Source organism: Nocardia sichangensis (assembly GCF_047200615.1).
Taxonomy (GTDB): Bacteria; Actinomycetota; Actinomycetes; order Mycobacteriales; family Mycobacteriaceae; genus Nocardia; species Nocardia sichangensis.
Genome location: NZ_JBJZOK010000017.1, coordinates 17899 through 40099, shown reverse-complemented (window position 1 = coordinate 40099; position 22201 = coordinate 17899). Strand labels below are relative to the sequence as shown.

The 22201-nt window shown below is 68.2% G+C and carries 23 protein-coding genes; 8 read left to right on the top strand and 15 right to left on the bottom strand.

Annotation, left to right across the window (positions count from 1 at the left end; genetic code table 11):
- Positions 1–92 precede the first annotated feature (92 nt).
- Positions 93–581 carry a cupin domain-containing protein gene (locus tag ACL03I_RS23075; RefSeq protein ID WP_355076817.1) on the bottom strand — a complete coding sequence of 163 codons (489 nt, stop codon included), beginning with the start codon at positions 579–581 and terminating at the stop codon, positions 93–95.
- A 77-nt stretch (positions 582–658) separates the two neighbouring features.
- On the opposite strand from ACL03I_RS23075, the gene ACL03I_RS23070 reads away from it, so the two are divergent.
- Entirely contained in the window at positions 659–1252 is a 594-nt protein-coding gene (locus ACL03I_RS23070) for a TetR/AcrR family transcriptional regulator (protein WP_412806937.1), read from the top strand.
- 9 nt (positions 1253–1261) lie between these two features.
- Here the strand turns inward: ACL03I_RS23070 and ACL03I_RS23065 are convergent, their stop codons facing one another.
- The 6 genes from ACL03I_RS23065 to ACL03I_RS23040 all read right to left on the bottom strand — a co-directional run bounded on the left by ACL03I_RS23065 (position 1262) and on the right by ACL03I_RS23040 (position 8674).
- Positions 1262–2659: an FAD-binding oxidoreductase gene (locus tag ACL03I_RS23065; protein ID WP_355076821.1), complete on the bottom strand. Its 1398-nt coding sequence runs from the start codon at positions 2657–2659 to the stop codon at positions 1262–1264.
- A gap of 215 nt (positions 2660–2874) precedes the next feature.
- Positions 2875–3930 (bottom strand): acyl-CoA dehydrogenase family protein, encoded by a 1056-nt coding sequence (locus ACL03I_RS23060; protein ID WP_412806936.1) that lies wholly within the window; start codon positions 3928–3930, stop codon positions 2875–2877.
- A gap of 136 nt (positions 3931–4066) precedes the next feature.
- On the bottom strand, positions 4067–5083 hold the full coding sequence (locus ACL03I_RS23055) for an acyl-CoA dehydrogenase family protein (RefSeq protein ID WP_412806935.1): 1017 nt from the start codon (positions 5081–5083) through the stop codon (positions 4067–4069).
- The gene (locus ACL03I_RS23050; RefSeq protein WP_412806934.1) at positions 5080–6222 is read right to left on the bottom strand and encodes an acyl-CoA dehydrogenase family protein; all 1143 of its coding nucleotides are present in this window, start codon (positions 6220–6222) and stop codon (positions 5080–5082) included. Before ACL03I_RS23050 ends, ACL03I_RS23055 begins: the two co-directional genes overlap by 4 nt.
- Positions 6222–7127, bottom strand: a complete 906-nt coding sequence (locus ACL03I_RS23045; RefSeq protein WP_412806933.1) for an enoyl-CoA hydratase — start codon at positions 7125–7127, stop codon at positions 6222–6224. The genes ACL03I_RS23050 and ACL03I_RS23045 overlap by 1 nt, the downstream gene beginning before the upstream one ends.
- Positions 7127–8674: a FadD3 family acyl-CoA ligase gene (locus tag ACL03I_RS23040; protein WP_412806932.1), complete on the bottom strand. Its 1548-nt coding sequence runs from the start codon at positions 8672–8674 to the stop codon at positions 7127–7129. Before ACL03I_RS23040 ends, ACL03I_RS23045 begins: the two co-directional genes overlap by 1 nt.
- Before the next feature lie 75 nt (positions 8675–8749).
- On the opposite strand from ACL03I_RS23040, the gene ACL03I_RS23035 reads away from it, so the two are divergent.
- The 5 genes from ACL03I_RS23035 (at position 8750) to ACL03I_RS23015 (ending at position 13592) form a co-directional block, all read left to right on the top strand.
- On the top strand, positions 8750–9967 hold the full coding sequence (locus ACL03I_RS23035; protein WP_364425164.1) for an acyl-CoA dehydrogenase family protein: 1218 nt from the start codon (positions 8750–8752) through the stop codon (positions 9965–9967).
- Positions 9964–10761, top strand: coding sequence for an SDR family oxidoreductase (locus ACL03I_RS23030; protein WP_355076832.1), 798 nt, complete (start codon positions 9964–9966; stop codon positions 10759–10761). Before ACL03I_RS23035 ends, ACL03I_RS23030 begins: the two co-directional genes overlap by 4 nt.
- A gap of 199 nt (positions 10762–10960) precedes the next feature.
- Positions 10961–11734, top strand: a complete 774-nt coding sequence (locus tag ACL03I_RS23025) for a hypothetical protein (protein WP_412806931.1) — start codon at positions 10961–10963, stop codon at positions 11732–11734.
- A 45-nt stretch (positions 11735–11779) separates the two neighbouring features.
- Positions 11780–12388, top strand: coding sequence for a TetR/AcrR family transcriptional regulator (locus ACL03I_RS23020; protein ID WP_355076835.1), 609 nt, complete (start codon positions 11780–11782; stop codon positions 12386–12388).
- A 10-nt stretch (positions 12389–12398) separates the two neighbouring features.
- Positions 12399–13592, top strand: a complete 1194-nt coding sequence (locus ACL03I_RS23015) for an acetyl-CoA C-acetyltransferase (protein WP_397074318.1) — start codon at positions 12399–12401, stop codon at positions 13590–13592.
- 165 nt (positions 13593–13757) lie between these two features.
- Here ACL03I_RS23015 and ACL03I_RS23010 read toward each other — a convergent pair whose 3' ends face one another.
- The 4 genes from ACL03I_RS23010 to ACL03I_RS22995 are packed head-to-tail and all read right to left on the bottom strand — an operon-like array spanning position 13758 to position 16832.
- Positions 13758–14537 (bottom strand): ESX secretion-associated protein EspG, encoded by a 780-nt coding sequence (locus tag ACL03I_RS23010; protein ID WP_412806930.1) that lies wholly within the window; start codon positions 14535–14537, stop codon positions 13758–13760.
- Positions 14530–15837 (bottom strand): hypothetical protein, encoded by a 1308-nt coding sequence (locus tag ACL03I_RS23005; RefSeq protein ID WP_412806929.1) that lies wholly within the window; start codon positions 15835–15837, stop codon positions 14530–14532. Before ACL03I_RS23005 ends, ACL03I_RS23010 begins: the two co-directional genes overlap by 8 nt.
- Positions 15834–16214, bottom strand: coding sequence for a hypothetical protein (locus ACL03I_RS23000; RefSeq protein WP_355076840.1), 381 nt, complete (start codon positions 16212–16214; stop codon positions 15834–15836). The genes ACL03I_RS23005 and ACL03I_RS23000 overlap by 4 nt, the downstream gene beginning before the upstream one ends.
- Before the next feature lie 9 nt (positions 16215–16223).
- Entirely contained in the window at positions 16224–16832 is a 609-nt protein-coding gene (locus tag ACL03I_RS22995) for a DUF3558 domain-containing protein (protein ID WP_355076842.1), read from the bottom strand.
- A 378-nt stretch (positions 16833–17210) separates the two neighbouring features.
- Here ACL03I_RS22995 and ACL03I_RS22990 point away from each other — a divergent pair, with 378 nt between their 5' ends.
- Positions 17211–18158: a hypothetical protein gene (locus ACL03I_RS22990; RefSeq protein WP_412806928.1), complete on the top strand. Its 948-nt coding sequence runs from the start codon at positions 17211–17213 to the stop codon at positions 18156–18158.
- Positions 18134–18358 (top strand): hypothetical protein, encoded by a 225-nt coding sequence (locus tag ACL03I_RS22985; RefSeq protein WP_157106555.1) that lies wholly within the window; start codon positions 18134–18136, stop codon positions 18356–18358. The genes ACL03I_RS22990 and ACL03I_RS22985 overlap by 25 nt, the downstream gene beginning before the upstream one ends.
- A gap of 326 nt (positions 18359–18684) precedes the next feature.
- Here the strand turns inward: ACL03I_RS22985 and ACL03I_RS22980 are convergent, their stop codons facing one another.
- From ACL03I_RS22980 to ACL03I_RS22965, 4 genes are all read right to left on the bottom strand, one after another.
- Positions 18685–19146: a YbhB/YbcL family Raf kinase inhibitor-like protein gene (locus ACL03I_RS22980; RefSeq protein WP_412806927.1), complete on the bottom strand. Its 462-nt coding sequence runs from the start codon at positions 19144–19146 to the stop codon at positions 18685–18687.
- Positions 19147–19467: 321 nt separating this feature from the next.
- Positions 19468–20562, bottom strand: coding sequence for an NAD(P)H-dependent flavin oxidoreductase (locus ACL03I_RS22975; protein WP_412806926.1), 1095 nt, complete (start codon positions 20560–20562; stop codon positions 19468–19470).
- On the bottom strand, positions 20559–21317 hold the full coding sequence (locus ACL03I_RS22970) for a CoA-transferase subunit beta (protein ID WP_355076848.1): 759 nt from the start codon (positions 21315–21317) through the stop codon (positions 20559–20561). The genes ACL03I_RS22975 and ACL03I_RS22970 overlap by 4 nt, the downstream gene beginning before the upstream one ends.
- Positions 21317–22192, bottom strand: a complete 876-nt coding sequence (locus tag ACL03I_RS22965; protein ID WP_355076850.1) for a CoA transferase subunit A — start codon at positions 22190–22192, stop codon at positions 21317–21319. The genes ACL03I_RS22970 and ACL03I_RS22965 overlap by 1 nt, the downstream gene beginning before the upstream one ends.
- Between the last annotated feature and the right edge of the window lie 9 nt (positions 22193–22201).

Below are 22201 nucleotides of genomic sequence, written 5' to 3'. Positions count from 1 at the left end.
TAACTATCTATCTGCGGTGAAGTCGGCCACATGAGGTGGATCCCGACGGAACGGTGGGTTCCGCCGGGTTGCCCAAGTCGGCGGTGAGGGAGTCAATCGACCTGTCCGGCAACGGGACTCGCCGATTCTTCGTAGTGGATGTCATATGCCGCCGCGATGGGATTGATCTTCACCGGATCCAGCACGCCCTCGGTCAGCACCGATGCTCCGGCTTCGAAAAGGTCCTCCAGATAGCACTCCCAGCCGCCGGGCGAGGAGATCTGCAGCACTCGTGGCGGCGGCTGCGATCCGCAGCGCAGGGCATGCGGCACGCCGTGTGGCAGCAACACGAACATGCCTTCCGTCGCGGAAAGGGTTCGGTCGTCGAACTCGACGTCGAGCGTTCCTTCGAGCACGTAGACGCATTCGTCCGCGACGTGGTGTGTGTGCCGGGGAATATCGCGCGCGAGGGTCACTTCCAGCAGGGAGAACCTGCCCTCGGTGTCGGCGGTGGTGGCCTTCACCGCGAACGCGGGCGGCAGCGGCACTCGGCCGGGCCGTGCCTCGCCGGGGGTCAGAACGCGGAAACGATTGTGGGACATGAAGTGCTACCCTTCGAAGCGATGAAACGGAACCGGAATCCGATTCCGTTTGAAGCGTAAACACGGAGGGATCGTCAGTGTCAAGGCCACCATCGGCCCGCAAGCAGCGCGCCGACGCCACGCTCAACCGCGCCCGCATCGTGTCCGTGGCGCGCACGCTGTTCGCCGAGCACGGCAGTGCCGTGCCACTGACCGAGATCGCGCGCGCCGCCGGAGTCGGCGTCGGAACCGTCTACCGTCATTTCCCCACCCATGCCGACCTCATCGAGGCCGCGGCCGAGCAGCGCTTCGCCGAGATCGAGGAGTTCGCCCGCACCGAATGCCTGCGCGCCGAGCCCGGCGAGGGGCTCGCACGCTACCTGCTTCATGTCGGCGAGGTGCTGGCGGCCGACCGGGGCTTGTCGGCGGCGATCGAGACGGCGCGGCAGTCGGCGGGCAGCGAGCCGAGGGGCGAATCCCGCGGCAGGCTCGAGGACGTGATCGGCGAGCTCGTCGAGCGGGACCTAGCCGCGGGAACATTGCGCGACGACTGCACGGTGGCGGACGTCTACATGATCGTCGGCGCGTTGTCCGCCACCATCGGCAGCGGCAGCGGTGATTGGCGCAGGCTCGTGCGGATCGTTCTGCACGGCCTGCGCCCCGATGCGGCCCGTAGACGCTCGGACGAGTGAACTCGGAGGTCAGCCCGGGGCTATGTTGGCGTTGCGGTGGAAGACGTTGCCCGGGTCGTAGTCGGCTTTGATGTGCGCCAGCTTCGCGTATTTCGTGCGTCCGTACGATTCGCGAACCCGGGCATGGTCCGGGTCGGCCATGAAATTGACATACCCGCCCTGGTTGGAAGCCAATGGACGCAGCGCATCCCACGTCGTGCGCACCCATTCCCGGTCCAGCGCGAGCGTCTCGGTGTCGGGAGTGATCGCGGTGATGTTGCACTCGTAATGCGAACGGCGCGTGCCGCCGAATGCCGTGTCATCCTCACCGACAGTGCTGAACGTGCCGCTGAGCGGGAAGATCGGCATGAACGACAGCGGCGCGGTTTTCCTGGCCGCGTTCGCGATCAGCACCGCGATGGCGTCGTTGGAGAAATCGTCGAGGTCGAGCGCCTTCTCGTAGCCGTACAGGCCCCACGGCGCCGCCGCGTCGAGCATCCGTTGCAATCCGGCATACGGCATCGGGGTGCGGAATTCGAACAGCGGCGGCAGGGCGTTCCGGATCGGCGCCACCGCGGCGGCATGCTCCTCGGCCGTGCCGAAACCGGCGACGATCAGGGCATGGCCCGCGTGACCGTGATATCGCTCCGGAACGAAAGGCGCGGGCGGCGCCGACATCGCCAGCGCGATCAACGCTCCCGACCGGCGCGGCAGAGTGGGGATGAACTCACGGATCAGGCGGAGTGCGTCGGTGCCGTCCGGCATGTCCCAGAAGAGCAAGCCGAGGTGGATTTCCGGCCCGACGTGATGCAGGCGGTACTCGAATTCGGTGACCACTCCGAAATTTCCGCCGCCGCCGCGCAATGCCCAGAACAATTCCGCGTTCTCGGTCTCCGACGCCCGTACCACCTGGCCGTCGGCGAGCACCACCTGCGCCGAGACGAGGTTGTCGATGGCCAGCCCCGCCATGCGGGTCAGCCAGCCCATGCCGCCGCCGAGGGTGAGGCCGCCGACGCCGGTATCGCTGATCACTCCGCCGGTCACCGCCAACCCGTACTTCTGGGTCGCGGCGTCCATGTCCGCCATCGTCGCTCCGCCGCCGACTCGGGCCCGCTCGGCTTCCGGATTCACCACGACGCCCTTGAGGGCGCTCAGGTTGATCATCAGGCCGCCTTCGCCGACCGCGGTCCCACTGTAGGAGTGGCCGCCGCCGCGAACGGATATCTCCAGCCCCCGGTCCCGGCCGAAGGCCAACGCCGCGGCCACGTCACGCGGCGACAGGCACTGGGCGATCACGGCGGGGTGCCGGTCTATGTCCCCGTTCCAGATGGCGCGGGCCCGGTCGTACCCGGTATCCGCTGGGCCGTACACCGGCCCGTCCATGGTGGACCGTAATGCTTCGAGATCGGAATGCACTGTTTGCGTCATGGCATCCTCCCGGCTGGTGGGCCCCGACGACTTTTGGGAGGCGAGCCGGCATATCGACTCGCTACGGCACCGATTCCGACCTGCGGTGCCACTCGAAAACGCATCCCCCGGCATGCGCGTGTGGCGCTTGTCACATCTTAGTGCATCGAAACCACGCCGGACAGCCTATCGAGGAAGGGCGCGCCGCCGACCAGGTCGGCGCGCCCTGACCCGGCTCAGGCGGGCTGCGTCATCGGGCGGTGCGCGGCCCCGAACAGCTGCGCGTCCGCGTGGGCGCGCTTGAAGAACAGTTGCGCGTCGTGTTCCCAGGTGATCGCGATGCCACCGTGCAACTGGACGGTCTCGGCCGCGATGGCGGTGAGCGCCTCCGAGCAGTGCACGCGGGCGACCCAGACGTCCTCGGCGGCCGACGGGCTGTTCGCCGCCACCGCCGCGGTCGCCGCGACGGACGCGGATCGGGCCGATTCCAGCAGCACGTACATGTCCGCCATGCGGTGCTTGAGCGCCTGGAAACTGCCGATCACCCGGCCGAACTGCACGCGGGATTTGGCGTAGTCGACCGTCGTCTCCAGGCAGCGGCCGGCGGCGCCGACCTGCTCCGCGGCCACCGCCGCCCACGCGATCTCGCGCAGCCGGGCGACCGTCCCGGACTGGTCACCCGAGCCGAGCCGTCGCGCGTGCGCGTCGGCGAAACCGACTTCGGCCAGTTTGCGGGTGGGGTCCATGGTGGGCGCGGGCCTGCGGGTGACGCCCGGCGCGGTGGGTTCGATCTCGAACAGACCGGTCGGCGTGACGACGACGAAGGTGTCGGCCGACATACCGTCGAGCACGTAGTGCGCGGTCCCGGTGAGGGCGCCGTCCGTCTCGTGCACACCCGGCTCGTCCCAGCCGCGCTCGTCGGCCCAGCAGACCGCGATCGTGCGCGTGCCCTCCGCCACCTCGGGCAGTAGCCGTGCGCACGCTTCGTCGTCGCCCGAAAGCAGCACCGCCTGTCCACCGAGAACGGCCGAGCCGAGCATCGGAACCCCGGCGAGCGTGCGGCCCAATTCGCCTACCACCAGCAGGGATTCGACCAGGCTCGCACCGAAGCCGCCGTATTCCTCGGGAATCGCCAGCGCCGCGACGCCGATCTGCTCGCACAGCAGCCGCCACAGCGCCGGGTCGTAGCCGAGTTCGGTGTCCATCGCGGCGCGCACCGCCGCGGACCCGGCGTGCTTGGTCAGCAGCGCCCGCACCGAGGCGAGGAATTCCTGGTGTTCGGCGGTGCTCATCGGTGTCCTTCCTGCCAGCCCTGCGTGGTTACGCTTCGCTGCCGCCTCCGGGCCTGCCCGCTCATGCTGTGTGTGTGTCTCGCATGAGCGGGGCCCTGCGTGGTTACGCTTCGCTGCCGCCTCCGGGCCTGCCCGCTCATGCGATGCCTCGCTCGGCGCGTTCCTGGTCGGTATCCTCCCGCAGCGCCCGTGCGATCCGGGCGCGATGCAGGTCCGGTGTGCCCCAGGCCGAACGCAGCGCGGTCACCTTGGTCAGCCACAGCGACAGGTCGTACTCGGCGGTGTAGCCGATCGCGCCGTGCACCTGGAGCGCGGTGCGGGCCGCGCGGTAGGCGGCGTCGCCGCAGGCGATCACGGCGGCCGAGACGTCGCGACCCCGAGTTGGTCCGGTCATGGTCAGCGCGGCACGGTAGAGCAGCGGCTCGGCCAGGTCCAGCGCGATGAGCACGTCGGCCAGCTTCTGCTTCACGGCCTGGAACTCGCCGATCGGCTTACCGAATTGCTTGCGCTGCTTGGCATATTCGGTGGACGCGTGCAGCAGGGCCTTTCCCGCGCCGAGCAGCTGGGCCGCGCAGGCCAGCGCGCCGGTGTCGAAACCGGCGGCCACGGCCGCGGCGACCTGCTCACCCTCGGCGACGGGCTCGGCCGCGGCGACCGTGAACAGGCGGCGGGCGGGATCGACCGATCGCACCAGGCCGCCGCGGTGCCCGATGGACAGCTGCTCGCCGGCCAGCAGGACCACCTCGGCGGTGTCGGCGTCCAGCGCGACACCGCTCGCGAAGGCGACGGTGCCCAGCGCCGTGCCCTCCGCGAACCCGGGCAGCCAGCGCGCGGCCGGATTCCGGTCCGGAAGCGCTTGCAGCAGAGCCGGAATCGCGGCGGCGGTCTCCAGCACCGGTCCCGGCACGGCCGCCCGGCCGATCTCCTGGAACGCCACGACCAGATCGATCGGTTCGGCGCCGATGCCGCCGTGCTCCTCCGCCACCGCCAGACCCAGCACACCGGCCTCGGCCAGTTGCCGGATCAACGCGCGACCGGGCCCGCTGTCGCCGGACGCCCACGCGCGCACGGCGGAGGGCGCGCGGCCCGCCTCCAGCAGTTTGCGCAGGCTGGCGGCGAAATCGAGTTGTTCGGGGCTGAGCGCGAATCTCATCGGCTGCTTCCTCTCGGTAGTCCGAGCAGCCGCTCGGCGATGATGTTGCGCTGGATCTCGTTGGTGCCCGCGTAGATCGGTCCCGACAGCGCGAACAGGTATCCGTCCGTCCACGGCCCGGAACGTTCCGCCGCCGGACCGAGCACCTCGAGCGCGGTCTCGTGCATGGCGATGTCCAGCTCGGACCAGAACACCTTCGTGATCGAGGATTCCGCGCCGAGCTTGCCGCCTTCGTTGAGCCGGGTGACCGTGCCGAACGTGTGCAGCCGGTAGGCCTCGCTGCCGATCCAGGCGTCCACCACCGCGTCGCGCTGCGCGGTGTTGTCCTCGTCGCCCGCCTCGCGCCACAGATCGATCAGCCGTCGCGCGGTGGCGCTGAACCGCCCGGGGCTGCGCAGCGAGAGGCCGCGTTCGTTGCTGGAGGTGCTCATCGCCACGCGCCAGCCCTCGCCGGGCGCGCCGATGACGTCGCGGTCGGGCACGAACACGTCGTCGAGGAAGATCTCCGCGAAGCCGGGTTCGCCGTCCAGCTGCGGGATCGGGCGCACCGAGACCCCGTCGGCGGTCAGCGGGAACATCACGTAGGTGAGGCCCTTGTGCCGCTCGGCCTCGGGATCGCTGCGGAACAGCCCGAATGCCCAGTCCGCGAAGGCGGCGCGCGAACTCCACGTTTTCTGGCCGCTCAGCAGCCAGCCGCCGTTGGTGCGCCGGGCGGTCGAGCGGATACCGGCCAGGTCGCTGCCCGCTTCGGGCTCCGACCACGCCTGCGCCCAGATGTCGTCGCCGCGCGCCATCCGCGGCATGATCCGTTCCAGCTGTTCCGTGGTGCCGTGTTCGAAAAGCGTTGGCGCCAGCAGGAATATGCCGTTCTGACTGACCCGCCCCGGCGCGCCCGCCGCGTAGTACTCCTGCTCGAACAGCACCCACTCCAGCAGCGAGGCATCGCGCCCGCCGAACTCCTCTGGCCAGGCCACCACCGACAGCCGTGCGTCGGCGAGGGTGCGCTCCCACGCGCGGTGCGCCTCGAATCCCGCCTTGGTGTCCATGGAGGGCAGCGGTTTCGCGGGTTTGTTCGCGGCCAGGAATTCGCGGACCTCCCGCTGGAATTCCTGGGTCGTCTGATCGAGATCCAGATCCACTAGGTCGTTCCGTTCTGTTCTGCGGTGCTCGCGGAGGCCTTCATCGTCTTGGCGTTCATGCCGCCCAGCGAGTCGGCGCCGACCTCGGCGTTGTGCGCGTGCGCGAAGTGGTGCAGGCCGAAGACCGAATCCATGCCCGAGCGCATGCCCATCAGGTCCTCGGCCTGATTGACCGCTTTCTTGGTCAGCGCGAGACCGAATTGCGGCATGGTGGCGATCTTCTCGGCCAGCGCGAGGGTTTCGGCCTCCAGTTCGGCGCGCGGCACCACCCGGTTGACCATGCCCCACTCCTTGGCCTGCGCGGCCCCGAACCGGTCGCCGGTGAACAGGAACTCCTTGGCCGCGCGCGGACCCATCACCCACGGATGCGCGAAGTACTCGACGCCAGGAATGCCCATGCGGACGACGGGATCGGAGAAGAACGCGTCGTCGGAGGCGATGATCAGATCGCACACCCAAGCCAGCATGAGCCCGCCCGCGATGCAGGCGCCCTGCACCATGGCGATGGTCGGCTTGGGGATCTCCCGCCAGCGCCTGCACATGCCGAGGTAGACCTCGAGCTCGCGGGCGAAGCGCTGGTCGCCGCCGGCCCGGTCCACGTGGTCCCACCACAGCGCGGCCTTGTTCTGGTACCGCACGTGGTGGTCGCGGCCGGGCGTGCCGATGTCGTGCCCGGCGCTGAAGTGTTTGCCGTTGCCCGCGAGCACGATCACTCCGACCTCGGGGTCCTCCACGGCGCGCTCGAACGCGGCGTCGAGGGCGTAGGTCATCACCGAGTTCTGCGCGTTGCGGTAGTCCGGCCGGTTCAGCGTGACGATCGCGACGCGTCCGCGCCGCTCGTAGGTGACGACCTCACCTTCGTCCGGGATCGCCGGACCCTCGTCCGGGATTGCCGGTTCCGACATTACGACTTCTCCTCACGTAGTTGACGCTTGAGCACTTTCCCGGCGGCGCTGTAGGGCAGCTGGTCGCGGAACTCGACGAACCGCGGCACCTTGAAATTGGCCAGCACGGTGGTGGCGTGGGCGAGCACCTGGTCCTCGGTCAGGCCCGAGCCGGGCTTGCGCACCACGTACGCCTTGCCCACCTCGCCCATCCTGGTGTCGGGCACGCCGATGACCGCCGACTCCGCCACGCCGTCCAGCCGGGCCAGCGCCTGTTCCACTTCGGCGGGGTAGACGTTGAAGCCGCCGGAGATGTACATGTCCTTGAGCCGGTCGGTGATCGTCAGGTATCCGCGGTCGTCGACCGTGCCGATGTCGCCGGTGTGCAGCCAGCCGTCCTCGTCGATCGTCTCCGCGGTGCTTTCCGGGTCGTCCAGGTATCCGAGCATCACGTTCGGCCCGCGCAGCAGGACCTCGCCCGCCTCGCCGAGGCGCAACTCGAAACCCGCGATCGGCCTGCCGCAGGTGTTCGCGATGGTCTCGGCGTCGTCGTCGACGCGGCACATGGTGCCGAAACCCGCGCTCTCGGACAGGCCGTAGGCGGTGATGACGACGTCGAAGGCCAGTTCCGAGCGCATCCGCTCGATCAGCACCACCGGCACCGTCGCCGCTCCGGTGACGGCCACGCGCAGGGAGCTCAAGTCGAATTCGGCGCGGCGCGGGAAATCCAGGATCGTCTGGTAGATCGTCGGCGGGCCGGGCAGCACGGTGATCCGCTCCGCGCCGATCCGCCGCATCGTCTCCGGTACGTCGAAGGTGACCTGCGGGATGATCGTGGCTCCCGTGACCAGGCAGGCGAGGATGCCCGCCTTGTATCCGAAGTTGTGGAAGAACGGGTTCACCACCAGATACCGGTCGTCGCCCCGCAAGGTGGCGCACTCCGCCCAGGCCCGCACCACCGACAGCGCCTGCCGGTGCGCGACCAGCGTGCCCTTGCTGCGGCCGGTGGTGCCGGAGGTGAACAAGATGTCGGAGATGTCGTCGGGGCGGACCGACTCGGCGCGTTCCTCGGCTTCGGCCACGGTGACCGGCGCGGCGACGGTCGCGAGTTCCGACCAGTCCAGCGCGGCGATGTCGGTGTTCTCCGTGCCGGGTTCGACCGGGATCACCACCACCGTGTCGATGGCCAGGTCGGACGTGCGTAGTTCGGCCAAGCGGTCGCGGCCGAGGAAGGGCCCCGCGATGAACAGGGCCTTCGCGTCCACCCGTCCGAGCACGTCGGCGGCCTCCTCGGCCACGTAGCGGGTGTTCAGCGGCACCAGCGCCGCGCCCGCGTAGTGCGCGGCGAGCGCGGCGATCACCCAGTGGTGGGTATTGGGCGCCCACATGGCCACCCGGTCGCCCGTCCGCACCCCGCGTGCGATGAGCGCCCGTGCCACTTCCTGGACCGCTTCGAGCAACTGGGCCCAGTTCAGCCGCACCTCGCCGTCGGCGATCGCCGGGGCGTCGCCGAAGGTCCGAGCGGCGTGGTGCAGTGCCATCGGTGTCGTCTGTGCAGGGGTTGTCACGGTTGTCCTTACCGTCCGCGAGCGAGTTATGCGTGCACTCTACAAAGCAAGTGCTTGGTAGGTTATCCTACCGGCGTGGGTGCGATCCAGACCTCAGAATCCGACACCGCCGCTCCGGACGGGCGGTTTTCCGCCGTGCAGGACGAGCGATTCGCCGCCGAAGTGCGCGAGTGGCTGGAGGAGAACCTCAACGGCGAATTCCGCGCGCTGCGCGGCCTCGGCGGTCCCGGCCGCGAACACGAGGCGTTCGACGAACGCCTGGCCTGGGACCGGCACCTGGCCGCGGCCGGGTGGACCTGCCTGGGCTGGCCGAAGGAGTACGGCGGCCGCGAGGCCACGGTGCGCCAGCAGGTCATCTTCCACGAGGAGTACGCCAAGGCGAACGCCCCCGCGCGGGTGTCGCACGTCGGCGAGGAACTGCTCGGCCCGACCTTGCTCGCGTTCGGCACCCAGGCGCAGAAGGACCGCTTCCTGCCCGGCATCCGCAACGTCAGCGAACTGTGGTGCCAGGGTTATTCGGAGCCCGGCGCCGGCTCCGACCTGGCCGCCATCACCACCTCGGCGCACCTGGACGGCGACGAGTGGTCGATCAACGGGCAGAAGATCTGGACGTCGCTGGCTCACGTGGCCGACTGGTGCTTCGTCGTCGCCCGCACCGAGCGCGGGTCCGCCAGGCACAAGGGTCTGTCCTACCTGCTGGTCCCGATGCGGCAGCCGGGGATCGACGTGCGTCCGATCATCCAGCTGACCGGGACCTCGGAATTCAACGAGGTCTTCTTCGACAACGCCCGCACCGCGGCCGACCTGGTGGTCGGCGAGCCGGGCGACGGCTGGCGGATCGCCATGGGCACGCTCACCTTCGAGCGCGGCATCTCCACCTTGGGCCAGCAGATCCGGTTCGCCCGCGAACTGGCCGACATCGAGGCTCTGGCCCGCCGCACCGGCGCGGCCGACGACCCGCTGATCGCCGACCGGATCGACCGCGCCTGGGTCGGGTTGCGCGTGCTGCGCGCGCACGCCATGCGCACGATGGAGGGCGCGGGCGTGGACGACGGCGCGGGCCAGGCCTCGGTGGCGAAACTGCTGTGGGCCAACTGGCATCGCGGGCTGGGGGAGCTGGCGATGGCCGTGCTCGGCGCCCGCGGCCTGGTGGCGGGCGAGAACGATCTCAACGAATGGCAGCGGCTGTATCTGTTCACCCGCGCCGACACCATCTACGGAGGTTCGAACGAAGTGCAGCGCAACATCATCGCCGAGCGGGTGCTCGGCCTGCCGCGCGAGGCCCGCCCGTGACCGGGCCGCTGTCGGTCGCCCCCGCGCCCGTTCCTGGGCACGGCCTGCTGACCGGACGTTCGGCCGTGATCACCGCGGCGGCGGGCACCGGCATCGGCTCGGCCACCGCGCGCAGGTTGCTGGCCGAGGGCGCGGACGTGGTGGTCTCCGACTGGCACGAGCGGCGTCTGGCCGAGACCGCGACCGAGCTGGCCGCCGAGTTCCCGGACCGGCGGGTCGCCTCGATCCCGTGCGACGTGCAGAGCACCGAACAGGTGAACGCGCTGATCCGCGGCGCCGCCGAGGCCGTCGGCCGCATCGACATCATGGTCAACAACGCCGGGCTGGGCGGGGAGACGCCCGTGGTCGACATGACCGACGAGCAGTGGGACCGCGTCCTCGACATCACCCTCAACGGCACCTTCCGCTGCACCAGGGCCGCCCTCGGTTACTTCCGCGACGCGGGCCACGGCGGCGTGATCGTGAACAACGCCAGCGTGCTCGGCTGGCGCGCGCAGTACGGCCAGGCGCACTACGCGGCGGCCAAGGCGGGCGTCATGGCGTTGACCAGGTGCAGCGCAATCGAGGCTGCCGAACTCGGCGTCCGGATCAACGCGGTGGCCCCGAGCATCGCCAGGCACGCCTTCCTGGACAAGGTCAGCTCGACCGAGCTGCTCGACCGGCTGTCGGAGCGCGAGGCGTTCGGCCGCGCGGCCGAGCCCTGGGAGGTCGCCGCCACGATCGCGATGCTGGCCAGTGACTACACCACCTACCTGACCGGCGAGGTGGTTTCGATCAGCAGCCAACGTGCCTGAGCCACGGGCTTTTCGGGCTCGTCCGCTCAGCATGGGGCGGACGAGCACACCCCGGCGACCATCGAGCAGCCGTTCGTCCGCCACGCCCGGAGAGATCTTCCACGCCGTATTGCGATCGCCTTCTCGCATCACGGCTGCCGCGTGAAATGGGCAGCTGATCAGGTGGAAAAGGACGAGCCGGAGCGCGGCGCGGTGTGCCATGCTGGATGAGATCGGATCAGCGCTCTTCAAGGGGGCGATGGCTATGGGTCGCGATCGCCCACCTGCCCGCGAACAACTGGAACTCGATGTGGTGCGCGAAGTCGTGCTGGCCAGGCGACGGCTCGACAGCCTCGTCCTCTCGGCCCTCACCCTCGGCGCCGAGCTCATCGAGCACACCTCCGAAAGCGCGGTCGCCACGGCCGCCGCGCGGATTCTCGAGCAGCACGCCGTCGACGAGGGAGAGGTCGCCCGCGATCCGCGGGGCGCGCTGCGGGCCGATCTGGCGCGCGATCGCGAACGCGCTCGGCGCATCGGACTCAGCGCCGACAGTACGGAGAGCGAGCAGGAGCAGCGCAGGCAGCGCCAGACGGACTTGCTGTGCGAGGTGCGCGCCGACTTGCTCGCGGTGGTCGCGAAATGCCGGAAATTCCGTTTCGACCAGGTGACCTTCTCGGACGAGATCGCGCAGGGCCTGTGCGCTGCCACCGACAAACTGGTGATCGGGGCAGACATGGACACCTACCACGCCTGGCAGCGCGGCATGGTGCTCAAGCTGAGCGAGGAGCCGGTGCGCGACGGCCCGCCACGGGTGATGGCCACGGTGGACGCCGGTCCCGATCGCGGTCAGCTCACCGTGGAGTGGGACAGCTGCGAACGTCGTCTCGCGCTCGTCGCCCGGATGGCGCGCGCGGGCGTCTCGCCGGTGATCATCTGCGATCGCCTGCTCGCCGATCTCTCGGTGTCCTCGCCGCTGCGCTATTCGGCCCGTTGAACGGGGCCGCTGTACCAAGCAAATGCTTGGTTGTATGATGGCCGTGTGCCCGCACCAGACGCCTCTAAATCAGCACGGCGCAGCGAGTTGCTCGCCTTGGCGGCCGAATTGTTCGCCGAGCGGGGATTGCGCGCGACCACAGTGCGCGACATCGCCGACGCGGCCGGGATCCTATCGGGGAGCCTCTATCACCACTTCGATTCCAAGGAGTCGATGGTGGACGAGATCCTGCGCGGGTTCTTGGACGAACTGTTCGGTCGCTACCGCGAGATCGTCGCCTCCGGTCTGAGTTCGCGAGACACCTTGGAAGCCTTGGTGCTCGCGTCCTACGAGTCGTTCGACCGCTGGCACGCCGCGGTGGCGATCTACCAGGCCGAGGCGAAGCGGCTGCGCGACTCGGAGCGGTTCACCTACATCGCCGCGTACAACCGCGAATTCCGCGAGCTGTGGCACCGGGTGCTGACCAACGGCGTCCAGGACGGCAGCTTCCGGCCGGAGCTGGATGTCGAACTGGCCTACCGGTTCCTGCGTGACACGGTGTGGGTCGCGGTGCGGTGGTACCGCCCCGGCGGCTCGGTCACCGTCGAGAACCTCGCGAAGCAGTACCTGACCATCGTGCTCGACGGACTCACCGCCGGCGAGCGCACCACGTAGGAGTCCTTACATGTCAGCACCTTCCGCGTCCCGTCGTCCGTATGCCCCGCTGCGGGACGCCTACGTGATCGATGCGGTACGCACCCCGGTCGGCAAGCGCGGCGGCGCACTGGCGGGCGTGCACCCGGCCGATCTGGGCGCGGCCGCGCTGCGCGGCCTGCTGGACCGCAACCCGATCGACCCGGGGAATGTGGACGATGTCATCGTCGGCTGCGTCGACAACGTCGGCCCCCAGGCGGGCAACATCGGCCGCACCATGTGGCTGGCCGCGGGCTATCCCGAAGAGGTGCCCGGCGTAACGGTGGACCGGCAGTGCGGATCCAGCCAGCAGGCCATCAATTTCGGCGCCCAAGCCATCATGAGCGGCACGGCCGAGGTGATCGTCGCGGGCGGCGTGCAGAACATGAGCGCGATCCCGATCTCCGCGGCCATGTTCGCGGGCAAGGAGTACGGCTTCGACTCGCCGTTCGTCGGGTCGCAGGGCTGGGATCACCGCTACGGCACCGCCGAGGTGACCCAGTTCCGGGCGGCCCAGCTGATCGCCGAGAAGTGGGACATCAGCCGGGCGGAAATGGAACGATGGGCGCTGCGCAGCCACGAGCGGGCCCGCGACGCGATCAAGAACGGCCGCTTCGACAACGAGATCGTGCCGGTCGGCGATTTCTGGATCGACCAGGGCCCGCGCGAGACCAGTCTGGAGAAGATGGCTTCGCTGCCCGCGCTGGCCGAGGGCAGCCCGCTGACCGCCGCGGTGGCCAGCCAGATCTCCGACGGCGCCAGCGCCACCCTGCTCGCTTCGGACTGGGCGGTGCGGGAGTACGGCTTGACGCCGCGAGCGCGCATCCACCACGTGAGCGCGCGCGGCGCGGACCCGATCTACATGCTCACCGCGCCGATCCCGGCGACCAAGTGGGCGCTGGAGAAGTCCGGTCTCACCATCGATGACATCGACGTGATCGAGATCAACGAAGCGTTCGCGCCCGTGGTGCTGTCCTGGCTGAAGGAGACCGGCGCGAATCCCGAGAAGGTCAACGTCAACGGCGGCGCCATCGCCCTCGGTCACCCGCTCGGCGCGACCGGCGCGAAGCTTTTCGCGACGCTGCTCAACGAGCTCGAACGGATCGAGGGCCGCTACGGCCTGCTCACCATCTGCGAGGGCGGCGGCACCGCCAACGCCACCATCATCGAGCGCCTGCCGCGCTGATCCGCGCGAGCGAGCGGCGCGCCGAGAAGTTCGACGTGCCGCTCGCGTGTCGAGGATGGCGACGGGTCGTGGTCAGTCGGATTGCACCTCGTGATCCGACTGCCCCTGAGACGGCCCATCATTGATGGAGCCACGGCTCTGGTGGACCCGCCGTTCGCGCGGTCCTTATCGCTGTGAGCGCAGGTACTCGTCGTGTTCGCGGTCCTCGCGGTAGTAACGCTGGGTCAGCACGGTGAGACGGTTGATCTCGGCCGCCATAGCGGCGGGGGCGAGCGGTTTGGCGACGATGGGGTCGCCCGTTCTCACGTAGTAGCGGCCATCCGTGTAGTCCATCCACCAGAAACCGCGCCCGAAACTCGGGCGGGCGTCGACGGCCGGGCCGGCGAACACCGTGACCTCGCCCAGCCCGAGGCGTTCCCGCTTGAAGATCTGGTCCAGCCGCGCCACGGTGCCGACCTCGTACGGCTTGCGCACCGGCCGTTCCCGATCGGCGGTCACTTCTTCGCGGCGCACTTCGATCGGCGGATGCGTGCCCGCGGGCATCTTCGGCAGCGCGGCCACCGCTTTGGCGGCGACCCGCCCTGCGGCGCAATAACTCACGATCACGTCAGCGCCGGTGTCCGGTGCGTGGCCGGGGAGTTGGACCAGGGTGGCCCCGGCCTGCCCGCGTACCGCGCCGTGGAAACGGAACACGATCGACATGTCCGGGCCGCCCATGCCTTTGGACTCGACCCGTACCTCCGGCTCCAGCAATACGTCCAGCGCCTGTTCCAGCCCGACGGCGTATCGTCCGAGCAGCGCGTCGACCGCTTCCTCGCGTTGACGCTTCAGATCGGCGAAATCCATCTCTTCCGGACGATATTGCAGCGGGTACGGCAGACGGTCGCGACCATAGGCGGCCCAAAGGATTTCGAATTCCTGCCCGGTGAAGCGCCAGTCAGCCATGCGGGTTGTCTCCGATGACCGGAGGAACGGCCTTCGGCAAGGAATCCAGACCGGTGAGTTCCTCGCCGTTGTGCTGGTTGACCAGGTAGTCCTTGACGCCCGATGTCTCGCGTTCGTCGTGCTTGCCGCGAGACCCCATCCCCGGGGCGATGCCGCTCGTTCCGGTCGCGCCGGTTCGCGCCGTCTGGGCTCCGGTCGCCGTGGCGGCCGGCAGCGCGTTCGGCTGCTTCGGACCGGCCGGGACGTTGCGGCCCGGTGCGGGAGTTCCGGTGATGTTCGGTGCACCGGATACGACGGGGGTGCCGGGACGCCCGGGTGTATTCGGGCTCGTCGTCCCGGGCCGACCAGGCGTCGCCGGAGCGGTGGTGAAGTTCGGGCTCGGCGTAGTGGTGCTGCTCGGTGTCGTCGACGGCGTGGTCGATGTCGTCGGTTGTACGCCGGTCGACTGGTCCACACCCGCCGGGGTGACTGCCTGCGGAGTGGTGGCGGGGTTGGTCTCGGGCGATTGTCGTGGGCCGCCGTCGGATTGGTCGGTGGTCTCCGGTTGCGCGGCTTCGGGCTGGTTCGACTCGGTAGTCGTCGTCTGCGGTGCGGAGGTATTCGGAGCGCCAGGTGACGAGATACTTGGCTGCTGCCCGGGATCTGCCGCGATCTGTGGGGCCGTGGGCAGGACGGGCACACCGTGGTCGGTCTGATTCGCGACTTGGCCGTACACCGTCCGCAGAATCCGCCTCGCTTCCTGCGCCGCCTCCTCTTCGGTGTAATCGCCCGCCTTCATGACACCGTCCTGGGGCAACGTCTTATCCCTCAGGTCCGGGCGTTCGGTGGCCTGCGGCATCAACGCCTGCGTCTGCTCGAGACCGGTATGCATCTCCGACAGCTTGAAACTCACCAGACACGCGGCATCCGCGAGATTCCCCGACTGATTCCGGTAGTTCGTCACCGCGTCCGCGGCCGCTTTCCCGGATTGCCCGGTCCAGCCCGGATTCGTGCCGTCCCCGGTCACGGTGCGGCCGAACTGCTCGTTGAACGCCTGAATCGCACCGGTCAGATTCATCCCGATGTTCAACCAGGCCTCCGACGCCTCGCGCACCGTACCCGGCCGCATCGCGTTCACGGCGTCGACCATCTGCGCCAACGTCATACTGTCGTAGTTGTCCGGTCCCGGAATTCGCGGCGGTTCGTACTCCCCTTGAAACGATGTGCCCAACCGGCTGGTGAAGTCGTAGATCGTGTCGCGCTCCCGATTCCACTGCTCCTGCGCGGCGATGATCCGGGCGCGGTACTCCTCGTAGGTCATGGTTGCGCGTCCAAGCCGGTGAACTGGTCGGCCCTCGACTGGTCCAGCTCCACGAAGTTCGCGATTGCTTTGGCGACAACCTCTTTCGCGATCTTTACCGCGTCGATGTGCTGCATGAGGACGGCGTCCAAGGATTGCTCGGTGCCAGCAGCCTTGCTGGCGAATTTCTCCCGGAGAACCTGACCTGAGGGAAAGGGGCCGAAACCGTCGATAATCTTGACCCGGTCCGCCATTTGCAGGATGGCGTCCAGCCGGTCCAAGTAGTCGTCGCAGGCCTTGTCCAACCCCTTGCCGATCTCGGGATGTAGTACTATCTCACCGGAATTGGCCAGGTCGAGAACTCTCCGCCACTCCGTTGCGTCGACTCCGACAGACACAACCCCTCCTTAGTTTTTCGGCAGGTACTGCGCTAGATCGGAGGCATGGCGACGGACCTCTGCGCATGGATCGCCCTGTTTGCCAACGGAGTAGCGAGTTACGACCCGAAACAAGACCGTGCCCTGTGCCGCTTCGACGGCGATGCTGCACTTGAGTTGCTTGGCGTCGCCCACATCGAGGAACTCAACGGCGTTGTGGGCACCGACCGGATGCGGTGTGAAGGACTCGAAATCACGACGCTTCTGAACGTCCTGAAGAGTGGGCGTACCGGAGAAGATCGTCAAGTCGTACCAGCGAGAGACGGCTCGCCACCCGCATACCTTCCATCCGGTGAAGTCCACGCCAGCCGCGTCCTTGTTCTTGCTGGCGGTATCCAGCCCGGTCCCCGATATCGCAGCTTCCGGCAGGTCGCATGGGTTCCAGAGTGCCGCGTCCGGGTCAGCAGACTTCGTGGCGGTGGTAGTCGCCGTGGCCGCCGCCGTTGTGGAGGTCGGTGTGCTCCCGGTGGTGTCACCACACCCAGCCAGCACCACCACCGCACCGGTCGCGAGCACGGCACCGCGTAACAGCTTCCCCCAGCTCGTCATCGGTTCCTCACCGCCGGTGCCGTAACGCATCGACGGGGGCCGGACCGGCTCCTCCGCCCCCCGCAAGCTGGGATCGACGCTACTGGGCGGTTCACGGGGTCGCAACAGTCGCCGATGGGGTGAGGCGAAGCGCGACGGAAATCGGAGCACAGTGGCACAGGTGAGCGGAATCCTGACACGCTCGCGCTTCCGAGCGGTCGATGACGCCGAATTCGAAGTTCTACGTATTCGAAATGTTCGTAACGTTCGACTGTTCAATTATTAGTGACCATCTTTCTCTGTACAGTTCGGGTGTGGCGAACATCGTTGAGCTCGTACTGCTTTGGCTCGATGGTGCTGCCTTGCATCCGATCGGTGGCAGTGGAGCGCTGATTCGATGAGGGGTCCGGGGCCAATGCTGTCAGGGAGTTGTTCAGGCGGGTCCGTGACGATCTGCGCGGAATGCTGCGCCGCCAAGCCGAGGGTCACAATGCCTGGATACACGGCAAAGCCGAAGGCGTCAGAGAATCCGACCGCGTCATCCGAAGAAGCGACCAGGACGGATACGACCGGATCGCGGGCACCCGAGAACCGAGCGAGGCCGCGGGCGGTTCGGCTCCTGTCGCCGCACGCTCCGGGCGGACACCGCTCACCGATCTGTCGCATATGCGGCCGCTGGGTGACCTCTTCGACGGCGCTCGGCGCGGCGATCTCGACGACTACGACCTGACCCGGGAGCTGGGAGGACTACAGCGCAAGTACGGTCCCTATCACCTCGAGGATCTCGGCGCCTGGTACGAACGGGCTTGGGAACGCGAGGACGGAAGCATTCACCCCGACAACGTGGGGTTCACCGCGAAGATATGCGGTCCCGGCGGAGAAGACGCCGGCTCGCTGCTCTACAGCTTCACGCGCGACAACGACGGAAGGCTCGTGGTCACCCATGACCTCACCGAACTGAACGAAGGCTTCACGGGCAAGGGATTCTCCACTGCCTTCGCCGCATCCACAGAGGACTACTTCCGTCGATCGGGTGTGGACAGAATAGAGTTGACCGCCACGAGACTGCGGCAAGACGACTCACTCGACGGCGCGGTCGCCTGGGCCAAGGCCGGCTACGACTGGAACCCGGATCCGGTGAAACTGGCGAAGTCCGTCAACAGCATGAGATCGAGGATCGACTCACTGCTCGACGGGGAAATAGGCACGCTGAGCCCCGCCGACACAGCGCTACTTCAGGACATGCGCACACGATTCGACGGACCGCCGGTGGGATTCCCCTCACCCCAGGAACTGGTCATGCTCACCGGTGACAAGCTGAAACTCGGCGAGGAACTGATGAAAGGATCGTCATGGCACGGGATGAAGAAACTGTGACTCCCACCCCGGAAGAACGTGAGTTCATCGAGGCCCGCGGCAAAGCCACCTCCACCCACTTCATGCGGTTCGTCACCGAACGTGGCCTCGACACCGACCCCGATACTTGGCCCGCGGCCGACCGGGAAGAATTCGACCGGCAAGCACGCCGGCTAATCGAGGAATGGAAAAACCGCGCACGCGAAACCTTCGGACTGTGAACGTCACCCGGCCCGCCTACAGCGCGGCGCCCCACCGTGGGTGACGCACGAGTTCGCTCACGGCACGGCGGTGAACAACTCGTAGCCGAGTGCCCGGATCTGATGCTCCGGTTCACAGCGCACACATAGACACGGCCCAGCGCACACACGGCATGCAAGCCTCCGCTGTGGGCCTCTCGCGCCGATCAAAGGCGGAGATCGCCGCAAGGTAGGCACCCGTCAGTCGAGTGGCACATGGCTGAGGCGAATTGCGAGTAGACCCTCCGTCTTGTGCCACTCGACGAGGCGCCAGGCGGGGGCACACCCTCGCCTGGCGAGTGATCTAGCTAGTCGACGGTATAGGTGCGGATGAGCTGGCCGTCTCCGATGCTCGCGTCGACGATCGCGGACCTCGCGTCGTTCGCCGACGTCCGCGCGTCCACCTTCACGGGACGCGAGAGCGCGTAGACGATGAATCGGTAACGGTGGACGCCGGTGCCTGCGGGTGGGCACGGTCCGAAGTATTCGGCGCGCTTCGCGCTGTTGAGGCTGACCACCCCGCCTGCGGGTGTCTGCCCCTCCGCGCTGGACGTGGTGGTCGTCGGGATATTGCTGACCACCCAATGGGTGAACAGGCCGCTCGGGGCGTCCGGGTCGTCGACGATCAGCGCCGAGGTGGCGGCTTCCGGGGGCATCGTCCAGTTCAGCGGCGGCGGCTCGTTCCTGCCCTTGCAGGTGTAGACCACCGGAATCGGGTCGCCATGGTCGAAAGCGGTACTGCGCACGGAGATCTCGTTCGTCGCGGGCATCGCGGCCTCCGCTCGAGTCGAGGGATGGTGATCGAGTCCGACGGTTCGCCTGTCGCACGGCGGGCTGGCGCAATGTGGCGATCGACAGGCGAACCCTGTTATGTCGTTGTCAGTCCAGCGTAAGACGCCGTTGCGGGACCATCCAGATTATGGGCAAATCAGCCGTTATCACTGCCTGTAGGCGACCGGCCACCCGCGAGGTCGGCTTCGAGGTCATGGCTCGCTTCGCCCGGCCGGCTATGCGGGGGTCGCCCGATGTCGGTCCCTTTCGAGTTGGACACGGGCAGGGCGGCACCAGGGCGAACCGGCGGCCGCCATCCCTCAGTCCGACCCTGTTCCCGCCGACTGCTTGTCTCCGGCCAGCGCCGCGATCGTCTCGATCCGCTCCACCGCGTCGGTGACGATCCGATCGATCAGTTCCTTGCACGTGGGCAGGTCGTCGATGATCCCCGTGACCTGTCCCGCCGCGAGCACGCCCGCATGGGTGTTGCCCTCGACCAATCCGGCGCGCAGGAGCATCGGCGTGTTCGCGGCCATGACGACCTGAGACCAGCTGAGGTCCTTGGTCTTTCGCATGGCCAAGCCGTCGCGGACCATCGTGGACCACTTCATGCCGGTCAGGCTCTTGAACCGGGCCGCGTTGCCCACCGCTGCGGTGAGGCCGCGCCAACGGCCCGAATGCTCCAGCCGCTGAACCAGTTCGGTGTTCAGCACGCGGTGCGGCATGCCGTCGACCTTGAGTGACACCACCGTGTCCTGGAGCTGTCGCCGCAGGTACTCCTGCTTGACCGCATCGGGGACGGTGCTCTCCTGGGTGAGCAGGAACCGCGTGCCCATCGCGACACCCGCCGCGCCGTACGCCAGGGCGGCGGCCAGACCACGCCCGTCGAAGAATCCGCCCGCGGCGACCACGGGAATGTCCACCGCGTCCAGCACCGAGGGCAGCAGCAGGGTGGTGGCCACCGGGCCGGTGTGTCCGCCGCCCTCGCCGCCCTGCACGATCACGGCGTCCGCCCCCCACGATGCGACTTTGACCGCGTGCTTCGCCGCGCCGATCGACGGAATGACCACCACCCCGGCGTCTTTCAGCTTCGCGATCAGGTCCTGCTTCGGCGCGAGCGCGAACGACGCGACCGCCACCTTCTCCCGGATCAGCAGATCGATCCGCTCTGACGCGTCCGCGGCGTCGGCGCGGATGTTCACGCCGAACGGTTTCGCGGTGTGCGCTTTGGTCTTCGCGATGGCCGCCTCGAGCTCGGCGAAGGTCATGGTGGCGGAGGCGAGGATGCCGAGTCCGCCCGCTTCGGCGGTGGCCGACACCAGGCTCGGGCCCGCGACCCAGCCCATGCCGGTCTGCACGATCGGATGTTCGATGCCGACCAGATCGGTCAGCGGGGTACGCAAGCGCGGGCTCATGACGGGACCTCGGTTTCGCGAATCTTCTTGGGGTCGAGCACCTCACGGATCAACCGCAGCTCCTCGGCCGTCGGCTGCCGCGTCTCGCCCGCTTCGGCGAGCCCGGCGATCTCGAACGAGGTGTTCTCCGCGACCTCGTCGGCGGTGACGCCGGGGTGCAGGCTGCGTGCGCGCATGGTGTGGCCTGGGCCTTCGAAGTCGAAGACGCCCAGATTGGTCACCACGCGGTGCAGGTGGTGGAAGCGGTATGCCGGGTCGGCCGCGTCGACCTTGTCGTATCCCACCCCGGAGACGATGTCGACCTTCTCGGTGAACACCCGCTTGGTGTGCCGCGCGACCCAGTAGCTGGTGGCGTGATTGATCGTGTTTCCCGGCGCGCCACGCACACCGAACATCTGCCGGGTCGGCTGCTGCAAGGAGCCGAACGCCGAAAGGTTCTGGTTGCCGAACCGGTCGATCTGATTGGCGCCCATCACCACGTGCCTGCGTCCGGACGCCACCACGTCGAAGACTCTCCGGAACGGGATCCAGCCTTCGATCGGAGCTTTGCCGCCCAGCGGGGGAGTCTCGGCGAACAGCAGCGCCTCGCCGTCGGACAGCAGCAGATCCGGTTCGGTGGTGAGCTTGGCCAGCCGCGCGCCGATTATGGACATGGGCGACATGGGGCTGGCCATGATCTCGCCCGCGCCGCTGAAGATCTCCGCGCAGGCGATGGCACAGATCTCGGCGCGGGTGACGGTTTCGGTGCTGGTCATCACGCCTCCTCGGCGAATCGGCGGACGGCGGCCTGGTACTGCTCCTCGGAGCCGGCCAGATAGGTGTCGACGAACCGCTGCCACGACTCCGGCGTCTTCGCGGACTCGACGTAGTGCTTTTGGAACTTCTCGTCCCGGCCGTAGTCGTCGGCCGCCAGGGTGAAGTGCGCGCCGCCGGGGGCCTCCACCACGCCGTCCACCATCATGCGGTTGAGCAGCAGCGATTGCAGCGGAACGGTTTTCACCAGTTCGTCGGTCTCTACGACGCGCTCGACCGAGACGTAGCGGCGCTGCGCCGCCAGGCAGAACAGATCGTCGAAGTAGGGGTCGACGCCGGTGTAGGCGGCGTTGCCGTGCGCGTCGCCGAGATTCAGATGTACCAGCGCCGCGTCGAGATTCAGGGCGGGCATGGCGATCAGGGTCTCCGGCGTGCCGTCGACGGGGTAGGGCGATTCGACCGTCTTCAACTCGCCCTCCCAGAAGTTCGGGACGTCCGAGCCGAGCCCGGCGCGGATCGGCAGGAACGGCAGTCGCGCCGCCGCGGCCTCCAGCCCGCACTTGAGCATGCCTTCGTCCATCTCGCGGGCGGCCAGCGCACCCGAGGTGCGCGCCTTGGCGAACCACGGGTCGTAGAACGGCGCCGAATCCAGCGACACGAAGCCGTAGTACGCCTTGCGCACCTTCCCCGCCGAACACAACAGCCCGAGATCTGGCCCGCCGTAACCGACCACGGTCAGGTCCGTGAGGTCCGAACGCAGAATGGCTCGCACCAGCGCCATCGGCTTGCGCCGTGACCCCCAGCCACCGATGCCGATGGTCATCCCGCTGCGCAGCTCGCCGACGACCTCGTCGAGCGACATCCGCTTGTCTCGCATGGGTAATTC